General features: G+C 65.0%; 9 protein-coding genes. 4 read left to right on the forward strand and 5 right to left on the reverse strand.

Translation table 11 applies throughout. The features are described 5' to 3' along the window. Window positions 1–109: 109 nt before the first annotated feature. Window positions 110–3,142 carry an alpha-mannosidase gene (locus ACFU4Z_RS08680; protein ID WP_379060798.1) on the reverse strand — a complete coding sequence of 1,011 codons (3,033 nt, stop codon included), beginning with the start codon at window positions 3,140–3,142 and terminating at the stop codon, window positions 110–112. A gap of 62 nt (window positions 3,143–3,204) precedes the next feature. Further along, window positions 3,205–5,418, reverse strand: coding sequence for a protein kinase (locus ACFU4Z_RS08685; RefSeq protein WP_379060799.1), 2,214 nt, complete (start codon window positions 5,416–5,418; stop codon window positions 3,205–3,207). 395 nt (window positions 5,419–5,813) lie between these two features. Here ACFU4Z_RS08685 and ACFU4Z_RS08690 point away from each other — a divergent pair, with 395 nt between their 5' ends. Next, entirely contained in the window at window positions 5,814–6,005 is a 192-nt protein-coding gene (locus ACFU4Z_RS08690; RefSeq protein WP_379060800.1) for a DUF6374 family protein, read from the forward strand. Here ACFU4Z_RS08690 and ACFU4Z_RS08695 read toward each other — a convergent pair. After that, on the reverse strand, window positions 6,002–6,589 hold the full coding sequence (locus tag ACFU4Z_RS08695) for a glycosyltransferase family 2 protein (RefSeq protein ID WP_379060801.1): 588 nt from the start codon (window positions 6,587–6,589) through the stop codon (window positions 6,002–6,004). The genes ACFU4Z_RS08690 and ACFU4Z_RS08695 overlap by 4 nt on opposite strands. Continuing rightward, a complete protein-coding gene (locus tag ACFU4Z_RS08700) occupies window positions 6,537–7,064 on the reverse strand; it encodes a DUF5984 family protein (protein WP_379060802.1) in 528 nt (175 codons plus the stop codon). The genes ACFU4Z_RS08695 and ACFU4Z_RS08700 overlap by 53 nt, the downstream gene beginning before the upstream one ends. A 380-nt stretch (window positions 7,065–7,444) precedes the next feature. On the opposite strand from ACFU4Z_RS08700, the gene ACFU4Z_RS08705 reads away from it, so the two are divergent. Continuing rightward, window positions 7,445–8,623, forward strand: coding sequence for an alpha/beta hydrolase (locus tag ACFU4Z_RS08705; protein WP_379060803.1), 1,179 nt, complete (start codon window positions 7,445–7,447; stop codon window positions 8,621–8,623). Between the two features lie 485 nt (window positions 8,624–9,108). Here the strand turns inward: ACFU4Z_RS08705 and ACFU4Z_RS08710 are convergent, their stop codons facing one another. Continuing rightward, window positions 9,109–9,357, reverse strand: a complete 249-nt coding sequence (locus ACFU4Z_RS08710) for a hypothetical protein (protein ID WP_379060804.1) — start codon at window positions 9,355–9,357, stop codon at window positions 9,109–9,111. A 744-nt stretch (window positions 9,358–10,101) separates the two neighbouring features. Here ACFU4Z_RS08710 and ACFU4Z_RS08715 point away from each other — a divergent pair. Together ACFU4Z_RS08715 and ACFU4Z_RS08720 are read left to right on the forward strand one after the other, a co-directional pair. After that, window positions 10,102–10,761: a hypothetical protein gene (locus tag ACFU4Z_RS08715; RefSeq protein WP_379060805.1), complete on the forward strand. Its 660-nt coding sequence runs from the start codon at window positions 10,102–10,104 to the stop codon at window positions 10,759–10,761. Between the two features lie 58 nt (window positions 10,762–10,819). Then, the gene (locus ACFU4Z_RS08720) at window positions 10,820–11,251 is read left to right on the forward strand and encodes a YbaB/EbfC family nucleoid-associated protein (protein ID WP_379060806.1); all 432 of its coding nucleotides are present in this window, start codon (window positions 10,820–10,822) and stop codon (window positions 11,249–11,251) included. Window positions 11,252–11,467 lie beyond the last annotated feature (216 nt).

The raw sequence follows: 11,467 nt of genomic DNA on the forward strand, positions 1-11,467 counted from the left end.
CGCACGACAGACAGCAACCAACCAGCCACCGCAATGGAATCACTTGCGAGGGAGTGCGGGGACTACGTCGCGGCAGTCCGACTCCGCCGCCGTTGAATCGGAGGACTGTTCACTCGGCGTCGGATTCAGGGGAACGAGCGAACCGGAGCGTAACGAGCTGGAAAGGCCGCAGCCGCAAGCGAACTCCCGTGCCCTCCGCTATCGCGGGGGCGTCCCCCGGCAGCGGCCGCTCCAGCAAATCGCAGACCTGGAACCCTGCGACACCGAAACCGGCGGCCACCAGCGCCGAGGCACGGCCGCCGTGCGCCTCATAGACGCGGAGCACGACATCGCCGCTGCCGTCGTCGGCGAGTTTGACAGCGCTGGTCACCACGGCATCGTTGTCGATCGTGAACAGCGGCTCGACGGCTTCGGCGACACCCGGCCGCAACGGCGTCAGGTTGACGCGGTAGCCCGCACACACCGCGTCCCCGATCGAGGCGCCCGGGACCAGTGAGTGCCGGAAGTAGTGTGCACCGTGGTCGGTCTCCGGATCCGGAAACCGTGGCGCCCGCAACAGTGAAACCCGCAGTGTCGTCGTCGTCCCGCCATCGGCCCGGACCGTGCGGGTGACGTCATGTCCGTAGGTGGAGTCGTTGACGAGCGCGACACCCCAGCCCGGCTCGGCGAAATGGACGAACCGGTGGTTGCAGGCTTCGAACTTCGCATACTCCCAGCTGGTGTTGATGTGGGTAGGCCGGAACAGATGCCCGAACTGAGTCTCGCAGGCATAGCGGTCGGCGTGGATGTCCAGGGGGAAAGCCAGTTTGAGGAACTTCTCCGTCTCGTACCACTCGACGCCGGTCTCGATGTCGAGGCCTCGCGCGCCCGCGCGCAGCGCCAAGGTCTGTTCGACCTTGGAAGACCCGAACGAACGGCCCACCCGCACCACAGCGGAGGCCGGCGAATCCGTGTCTACCGCAACGAAGTCCGCTTCGGTGAGGTCGGTGACGCGGTTTCGGTAGAAGAGCTCGACATCCCAAGCGTCCCATGCGTTCGGGTAATCCGGGTGCAGCTGCAGCAGGTTCGCGGCCGAACCCGGCGGCAGCGTCTCACGCTGCCGCTCGAGGTCGAACACCGACACGACCAGGCCGCGGGCGTCCACTTCGACCCGCAACAGGCTGTTGTCGAGGACGAACCCACCACCCGCGCGCTCGGCCACCGAGCAGGGGTGACCAGGCTGTACCACAGCCGCCGCACCGGCCGGGACCGATCGCCACGTGTGCGGCGCCGGGTTGAAGACATTCGGTCCCACTCGCTCACCGCCGAGTACCCATTGGGCCCGTTCGATGATCGCCGTCAACTCCTCGGCCACCGCGGCGTATATCTGCTTCGCCTCCCGGTGCACCCAGGCAATCGACGAGCCCGGCAGGATGTCATGAAACTGGTGCAGCAGCACCGTCTTCCAGATCCGGTCCAGTGCCGTGTAGGGGTACTGGCAGTTCTTCCGCACCGCCGCCGTGGCGGCCCACAGCTCGGCTTCCCGCAGCAGGTGCTCGCTGCGCCGGTTACCCTGCTTGGTCTTGGCTTGACTGGTCAGCGTGGCGCGGTGCAACTCCAGGTACAGCTCCCCCACCCATACCGGCGGGTTCTGATACTCGGCCTCGGCCTTGGCGAAGAAGTCGGCGGGGCAGTCCCACACCACCTTCGGCGAGCCTTCGAGGTTCTTCATCCTGGCGGCCTTGGCGACCATCTCGCGTGTCGTCCCGCCACCGCCGTCGCCCCAGCCGGTCGGCGCCAGTGACATCGACGCGCGGCCCTTGTCCTTGAAATTCCTTGCGGCGTGCGCGATCTCGCGGCCGTGCATCGAGCAGTTATAGGTGTCGACCGGTGGAAAATGGGTAAAGATCCGGGTTCCGTCGATGCCCTCCCACAGGAAGGTGTGGTGTGGAAACTGGTTGAGCTGGCTCCAGGAGATCTTTTGTGTCAGTAGCCATTTGGACCCGGCGGCCTTGATGATCTGGGGCAGCCCGGCGGCGAATCCGAACGTGTCGGGCAGCCATGCCTCCTGGTTCTCGACACCGAACTCTTCCAGGAAGAACCGCTTGCCGTGCACGAACTGCCGCGCCATGGCTTCGGAGCCCGGCATATTCGTGTCCGACTCGACCCACATGCCGCCGGTCGGCACGAACCGTCCCTCCGACACCGCCTTCTTGACCCTCTCGTAGACCTCGGGACGGTGCCGCTTGATGAAGTCGTATTGCGCGGCTTGGGACATCGCATAGATGAACTCGGGCTCGTCGGCCAGCAACGCGGTCATGTTCGCGGTGGTGCGCGCCACCTTGCGTACTGTTTCACGCAGCGGCCACAGCCATGCCGAGTCGATGTGCGCGTGCCCGACCGCCGAGATCGTGTGCGCGGATGCCGCCGCCGGCTTGGCCAGCACATCGGCCAAGCACGCGCGTGCCGCCGCCGCGGTGTGGTTGACGTTCGCGAGATCGACGGCGTCGAGCGCGCGCTCGATCGCCCGCACGATGTCGTAGCGGCGGGCGGGCTCCTCGGGCATCTCGTGCATCAGCTCGCCGAGCACCTCCAGATCCTGCACCAGCAGCCAGACTTCTTCGTCGAAGACCGCGAGGTCCAGCCGACCCAGCCGGTACTGCGGCTCGTCACCGGCGGTGGACTTGTCCCCGAGCGCGGTCGGCGAGAAGAAGGGAATGATCGGGTTCGAGGCCGCCTCGACGTGCAACACCACGTGCTCACCGCCGACCGCCGAGGACGCCACCCGCACCCACTGATTGCGCGGGTGCAAACCCTTGACCGGCGATCCGTCCGGCCGATAGACCAGGCCCTCACACTGGAAACCCGTCATGTTCTGGTCAAAACCGAGATCGATGATCGCCTCGACGGTCTTGCCCGCCCACGCGGCAGGCACCGTCGCTTCGACCGTGAGCCAACTGGTCGCCCACGGTGCGCCCCACCTCGCGCCCGATTCGATCGGCGTCCGAGGCGCGGCCAAGCCCTCGGCGACCGGCACCGGCTCATCCGGCGCGACCCAGATGGACACCTTCAGTGGCAGCGACTCCGGGTAGATCGCCGGAGTGATCCGCTCCGCCAAGACCCGCCCGAGGCGATTCTCTACCAATCGACGGTCATCGTGCATAGCGGTGCTCCCATCGGGCCGGGGCGTGATCGACGAACCGCGGCCGTCCTGATTTGGAGTTGCTAGACCACGCGCCCGAGCGCGCGCAGGTCTGCATCCAACTTCCTGAACAACCAATAAACGGCGACGAATGCGAGCCCGGACGCCGCGCACAACCCCAGAACGGAATTTGCCACGAGCGGAAGCTCCGTAGGTTCGAGGACGCTGAATCCGGCCAGCACCCCGACCAGCGGCACCGACGCTGTGACCGCAAGATAGACCGTGGTTCTTCGACGCAGCGCGCGAATAACAGCGAAGTCGTGCGCCGTTGTGGGGCCGTGGCGCAAATAGATGGGATAGACACACCGGACGATGTAGAACGTGGACAGGAAGAAGGTATAGGCAACGGAGATGGTGCCCGCCACCAGAACGGTTGTCGCCGCATGGACCAGCAGCCGCACCGGAAGGTCGGTGAACCAGTGCAGCAACATCACCCCCGTCACGGTTGCGCACACCGAGGTCAGAAGGGTGTTCAGCGCACACATGTCGCCCCAGAACAAGGTTCGCGACCGCACCCGCGCGAGCATTGCCTCGTCGTAGCGTCTGCCATCGCGCAAGCCGCGAGGAACGGCGAGCAGATCACGCGACATGTATGCGTAGATGAGCACAGCCAGCGGCGAAGCACAGAGGATGAAAACGAGGACGCCCTTGTCGAGTTGCGTGTTGGTGGCATCGGACAGTCGCGCTCGGATCAGTTCCTGGACGTGCACAGCCATGTAGACCGTAGCTAGGCCGACACCGACCAGCGAAGACAACCACAGGATGGGGGTCGGCCATTGCGACAATCGTGCCCGCCAACTGTTCGGCGGCGGATATACGAGGTCGCGGGCCCTCTCCTCGAGGCACAAGTCGAGCTGTTGGGCCAATTCCGAACCGCACGAGTAGCGGTCTTCACGGTCGGGCGACAGACACTTCAGCAGCACTCGGCGCAGCGCCATGGGGCAATCCGGCGGAAGCGCCGCCAGGAACTTCGACTCAACGGGTCTGCGCCGCAGTTCGAGCATGCGGGCCAGCGATGTCTCCGACTCGCCCGCAGAGGTTTCGTCCGCGAACGGACGCCGCCCGGTGAGCAACTCCCACAGCATGACAGCCAGCGCGAAGATGTCGCTTCGAGTGTCGAGGTCGGCGGCGGTCACCGGCAAGTCCGGGTGGCAGGCTTCGAGCTGTTCGGGCGACATGTACGCCAGTGACCCGCCGAAATACGCCAGGGGACTCGTGCCCTTGACGCGTTTGCTCGAGCTGACGTTGAAGTCGGCCAGCTTCGGAATTCCCTCGGCGCTCAGCAGCACGTTCGCGGGTTTGATGTCTCGATGCAACACCCCGCGTTCGGATGCGTGCTGGAGCGCGTCGGCGAGTCGGCGACCCAGCCAGGCGACAGTCTCCGGCCACGTCAGGGCGGCAGTCCGTGTTCGAACAGCTGATTCGGTGGGCCGAACCTCGCCCCTATCGGCAAGTACTTTGTCGATGGCATCGAGCAGCAGTTGCCCACTGCGGTGTTCCGAAGGCGTCGAGCGCAGTAAGCGCACCACGTCGAGCAGCGTTCCCCCCGGTAGGTACTGCATGTAGAGCAGCTTCAGTTCGCCATCGGCGATGAGTCGCTGGTCGAAGATGCGCACGATGTATTCGTGGTCCAATTGGGCGAGGGTCTGCGGCTCGATGCCGTGGTTATGGGAAATCTTGACCGCGACCAGTCGCTGCATCGATTGTTGCCGAGCGAGATACACCTGAGCGAAGGCGCCGGACCCGATCCCCATCAGTAGGTCGAAATCGTCGACATGGTCACCGACTTTGATGGCATCGAGAACAAGTTGGGCACCTGGGCGAGCAATCATCGTGCTGCGGTAGTCACTCGTGATCTCTGGGAGCTCGGCAACGGCCGCCGTGGCGGTAATCGCGGCGACCGTGGCAGGCGCATCTGTTGCGTGCGAACCGCGGCGCAGGGCGTGGAATTCCTCGTAGACCAGCTCGGCGGGAAGCGGACCATCTTGCAGCTCCGCAAACTCCGCACGGTATTCGCTCAGTCGTTTGGGAAAGTGATAACGAAGCCAGCGGTATTCGAGGTCGACCTTGATCAGTTCGATCAGTATCGTACGTCGGTCAGCCGGTTCACGGGGTAGGTAAGCCGACAGGTCGGGCGGGGACCCGGACGCCCACGCCTCGGAAAACGCTGCCACGACAGTGGCAAGCGCTGCGCGGGTTCGTTCCGCTGAATCGACCAGATCGATCGGCTCGTACATCGGTGGCCCGGAGATCAGCCCGAGGCGTTCACACGGCGGCTACGGTCGATGCGGCCTTGTTTCGTAGTGGCCCCACATTATTTCCTTTCCGCAGAACTTCCCTGCTCAAGGGTATCCAATTTCATGCCTTCCGGCGGACGAGCGTCGACATCCACCCGCACATCCCCCGGTGACAATCACGCCGTTCGAAGCCGGACCGATGCCATATTCACGACTCGGCCGAAACCAGAGCCAATCACCAGGCGGCCAACTCCTCGGCGACATGCTGCCGCACCGGATACGTGCCGATGCGCAGCGCAACCCGGACCGCATCCTGGCGGTGGCCGAAACGGTCATCAGCGAGCAGGCCTCGCTGCGAGATCGAATATATGTTCGACTCGAGCTATCGTCAGCGGATGCGTGAACTCATGCGGATCCCGTTCGCCCGAATGCAGCTCGAACAGGTGCGTGATCAACTACTCGATGCTGCGGCGTTCGGTAAGTACATCTCGCCGGAAAGCCTGGAGCACCCTGCCGGAAAGATCTCGGAAGGCCTGCGGATCTACACCGAGGCGACCCAGGACGCAGAGCGAGCCGGGGAGCGCTAGCGCCTGTCATTCGCAGCTTCTCCGTAGCTGCCGGAGTAGTGCCAGTGCGGGAAGTCGTTGGCCAGCGCGTTCGCTCGACGTTCGATCACGGTGTAGCGGGCGGTCAGATCGTCGGTGTCGATGTGGGCCGCTTGGGCTGTGGTTTGGCCGGGCCATTTGCGGTAGAGCAGGCCGACGCTGGCCGAAAAGTAGCCATCTGCAACGGCATTGGCCGCCAGGAGGAGTCCCGTGTCTTCGGATGCCGGGAGCCCCATCCAGCCGCCGAGAGCGAGAACGAGCTGGGTGCGAATGCACAGGGTTGCCGGGTGCACCTGGGCGCGATAGTTGTTCGAACGCCAATGAGCGAGGACTGCACCGCGTTCGATCACGCCCTCGTCGGGATCGCTGTCGAAACCGATCACGGAGCCGTCCAGCAGTAGATCGAGCACTCGTGATGTCGTCCAGCCGATATCGAATCGCTCGAGAGCATCGATGTCTCGCGCAAGTACTTCGTCGCTGAGTTGGTCATCGGCATCGAGGGTCTTGACCAGCTCACCGCGTAACGCGGCCGAGCGCCAACGTGCGGGCGACTCCGGGCCCGCCACGCCGGCCGACGGCGAATCGAATCCGGTCGTCATCGGGCAGCCCGGCGACGAATCGGTGGCTGCGCAACGTCATTGCGGCATCGACCTCCCGCGCCAGCGCATCGTCATTGATCGAGGCGTCCAGCACCTCCTGCGACCACTGTTCGGAGTCGCTCCTCAGGAAGTCGATCAGGTCTGCGGGGACGGGTTCGAGCGCTTCCGGGAACAACGCGAGGATGTCCTCCCAGAGCCGGACCACGTAGTAGTCGATATACCGTTCTTCGTCCCCGACATGTTCCGCACCCGAGAGGTTCGCACCGTCCCCGCGCAGCTGCTCGATCGACCGATCCGAATACCGCATCAACTCGAAGCCGCCGACATCGAGGCAGTACCAGCCCTGGGTCAGTCCGAACCAGTGGAGCTCGCTGTCCTTACCCCAGGGATGCACCTCGGCCAGCGGCGCCAGTCCGAATCGGATGGACATCGCCGTGCTCATGGGGCCACCGGCGGTGCTGGGTACGGCAGCTGTGTGCGCATGCGGTGATTCTGCCGCAGCCGACCCGGTAGGACTTGTTGCGGTGCCGGTGATGACGTGATTCCACACCCGACGGGAATGGCAGGGTCCTCGACTGCCCGGTCAATAGGCTCAGCGTCTCGATGGCTGTGCGGTCGCTGCTCGATCACACTCGATGCAACGTTCAACAGCTGCGCACGCGGAGTAATCGGTGACCGGCCGGGGAGGTCCGCCGGCGCCCGCCCAGCTGTGCATCCGAGGTGGACTTGGAGGTAGCTACAAAAATATCCGGGCGGACTGGGTCGAACTTCGTATTTCTTGTTCCTAGCTGCGCCATTGGCGAAACGGTGTACTTGGCGCCTATGCCCGATTCCGAAGCCGAGTTGCCCTCGGCCGGCGCCGACTCGAGAACCGCGATGGCCACTGCTATTGCGCGGTGCGAATCATTTCCCGAACCGTGGTCACCGATCGTCGAACGATCGAACCGGGCAAGTATCGGCACCCGAATCGCCCAACCACTGCTGCGTGGCACGGTCGGATTCGGGTTGGCAACACTGGCGCGGATAGGCGGCTATAGCCAGCTCGAGCAGATGCTCCTGCTCGGCCGCCTCATCGATCTACCGGCCGCTGTGCTCGTCCCCCCGAACGGCACCAAACGTCGGCGGGTTCAGTTCGAAAAGTTTCGCGCCGAATGGTTATGGCACGACGACCTGGCCGACCCAAGCCAACGGCAAGACTCGGCGCTGCTGTACTTCCACGGCGGCGGGTACATCAGCGGCGGCCTGAATACCCATCGGCGCCTCGTCGCCAAGATCGGGCGGGCCAGCCGGATGCCCGCATTCAATGTCGACTATCGACAGCTACCCGACGCGCATTTCACCGAGACTCTCGACGACGCGGTCGAGTCGTATCGGTACCTGCTCGCGCAGGGCTTCCAACCCGAGCGCATCATCGTGTCCGGCGACTCGGCCGGTGGGGGGCTCGCCTTCCGGCTCGCGCTGGCCACCCGGGAGCGTGGGTTGCCGATGCCCGGCGGCATCTCCGCGATCGCGCCGTGGGCCGACTTCGACTCGACAACCCGCAATGCCCACCCCAACCGGCACCGCGATTCCTACCTGCCCACCCGGATTCTGGAAACAATAGTGCGGCAAGGCTTTGCCATCGATGGCGAACTCGACCCGACATGGTCATCGGTCAACCACGACTTCACCGACCTACCACCGGTCCTGATCCAGGTCGGCTCCACCGAATGCCTGCTACCGGACGCCGAGATACTGACCCGACGCTGCGCCCAAGCCAACGTCCCCATCCAACTACAGATCTGGGATCGCGCTCCGCACGTCCACCACATCGGCTCGGATCTGCTCGCCGACGCCCGAGCCGCGATCCGCGACCTGGGGCAGTTCCACCGCCAGGTGATCAGCGGACAGATTCCATCGGCCACAAGCCGGATGCCAGTGTGCGACAGCCGAATACCGGCCGCTGAGACCATGGCAGTGCAGAGAAGTCCTCGCCTGACCGCCCCGCCCCAACCGAAGTAATGCCATGCCATGCCATGTCACAGTCCACTTTCCGGGTTGGCCGCCGATGCACTACCGGGCCGATTCCATAGCGGCGCACACTTTTGCGATGGCAGCGTGCGCCATGGGACTGGCGACAATTCTCATAGATCATGATATGCGCGAAGCTCTGCGGCCCATGCCTTACCAGCGGCTCTGGCGATGAGCAACATGACTGATACCGCCTGCCGCAGCATCTGATGGGCTCGGTCGGAGCCGAATCAATTGCCGTGCCTACCGGCTCTAGATCCAGCCGACCCCGACTCGGACTCGTTCAGCGTCGGCCACCGCCGCCTTCCCAAGGATGGAAGGCGGCGGTCTGCGCGGCGGTAGAATTTCGCGGCGCATCAACGCACTGATCATCGAGCTCACCACCACCCCGGCGAGCAGACGTGATCACCACACAAAACGAGGAGATCGGCGTGAGCGAATCGCTTTGGGCCGATCTGGACGCAATGCGAGCCTCGTCAGCAGAGCTGAATCAAATCGCCGCCGAGACGGCCCGGATGTTGTCCGAACTGAAGGCGGACCTCACGCTCAAAGGTGAGTTCTGGGGAGACGATGAGCCAGGAAAGATATTCGCGGAGTCGTATGTTCCCGGTGCCGAACAGGCGATGGAAGGCATGGAGAACCTCGTCGCCGCCTTGCGCGCGATGGAGCGCACCTACGCCGGCACGGCCGACGCTTTCGATCAGGCTGACATCGGCGGCGCGCACCACATCAACAGCACGAATTCGGCCCTGAACACGGGAGATCTCGACACATTCGGTCCGGGTGGCTATGAGAGTCCGGTCTCGCCAGCGGCTTGGCCCGCGCAGGCCGACCCCGACACCGGGTATCGTTCGTACGCTCCTCGCACGGCCGTGCAGGACCCAGGGCAGTCGTCCCACACACAATCCCCATCCGCACAATCCCGACTCGCGCAATTCCCATCCGCACAATCACCGTACTCACCATCCGCGCCCTCACAGTCCTCCGACCCGCGGTCCCCCGCCCCGCTGTCCTCGGGTCCGCAATCGAGCGCCCCGGTCGGTTCCGACGGACCCGGCCAGGACATGAGCAGGAACGGCGGGACCGACGAGCCGGGAGGACGCGCCGCAGAGACCGACCCCGCCGCAGCAACCGTCCCTCCGAACACCGCAAATGGGGCCCCGGCCGCGAAACCTGTCAACGGACCTCTCACGAATCCCGTGGCCGCCAGTGGGTCCGGACCAGCGAGAGCCACCACAGGATCACTGGGCGGCACACCCTGGTCCGGAAACTCCGCGCGCAGTCCCTGGTCGAAGTCCCCGACTGCGTCGTCCCCGGTCACTCCGCCGGAGAATGGCACTCCACCACGGGTTTCCCCGCCGCGACGCCCGTCACCGCGACCGGAGGCCGAAAAGCGCGCAGCCGATCAGCGCCCGCGCACCACACCACAGCGCGCCGCGCCGCGACCGCGGACGACCGGCATCGAGGCGATGCGGATCGCGCGCGAGATGGCGGCCAGGCACAACCTCGAGATACGCGGATTCGAGAACGCCGGCCTCCACGAGCACACGGTGCAACAGATCGCGTCGGCTCTCGACCACGTGCTCGGCCGCTACACCCTGCCGCTGTGCGGAATCGAAATCACCCACCTTGCCGGCGCGCCGTCACGTGTGGAAAACCGCAGCACGACAAGGGAATCCGGTGACTTCGCACCGTGGATCGTGCTGGACACGGCCGCCGCAGCGGATCCCCTCCTGCTGGCCGGGCCTGCCGTCGCGGCATCGCAGTCGACGGATGCCGTTCACCAGGAACGACCGATGTACGCGACGATCGTGCGCGCACTCGGCGGTGTGCTGGACATCGCCGGCGGGTTCCGGGCACGCACCGAGGCCCAGCGTGCGCTGATCACCGAATATCTCCGTGTGCGTGGCGGTAAAGGCGACACGCTGGCGCGGGTGGTCAACGGCTACAAGCGGTGGCGTAGCGACCTGGGCGACAACTGCTTCCGCCACAGCGTGTTCGCGCCCGCTCCGGCGCTGGCGGAGGCGTTCGCCGCCGTCGAGTTGGACGGCGAAGCGGCCGGCGGTCCCCAGAAAGTCCTGCATCGGCTGCTGGTGACGATGGCAAGGGCATCCAGCGCGGACGCGTGAAAAGCCGAGTGGCGACGAATCCAATTGCAGGGCAGCGGTGTTCAGGAAGGAGATCGGCGTGGACCGATGGAAACAAGAAGGCCTGCGGTCGGCCAACAGTGGGTTGCGCAACCAGATCGAGCACTTCCTCGACGCCTACGAACAACAGCGGCCCCTGCTGGCCGAGATGTTCCGGCAAATGGAAGCCGTTCGTGTGCAAGCGAACTCGCCGGACCAATCGGTCGAGGTAGTCGTCGATGCCGGTGGTGTGCTCACCGACCTGAGGCTGACAGCGTCCGCACTCCGCAAGACTCCCGAGCAGCTCGCCGGCGCCATCGTCGACGCAGTCCAGGCGGCGGCAGGTTCTGCCCGAGAACAGCACGAACGCCTGACCGCCTCCGCCGGTAGCGAGGTCGACGCCATGCCGGACCTCCGCGACATCGCGCCCGAGGCGCCCAGCATCCACGAGGTGCGTGCCTTCTTCCGCGGCGACGAGAATCGAGCGGGGTGATCATCGCTGTGCGTGACCCGTCGAGGATTCACCCCGAATTACCATGAATGAGAAGAGAAACCGAGGAAGCAGCACAGGTGTAGACAAAGGTTGATTGTGGTGAATCGGTTGGTGGCGGAGATGGCGGGAGTCCCCATCCGGACGAACCATGGCGAGGTCGCGCAGTAGATGGGCCTGGAGTTACCGCCATGGCTGCCTCCGCCGGTAATGGAGTGC

It is taken from the genome of Nocardia sp. NPDC057440 (genome assembly GCF_042802915.1).
Classification (GTDB): domain Bacteria; phylum Actinomycetota; class Actinomycetes; order Mycobacteriales; family Mycobacteriaceae; genus Nocardia.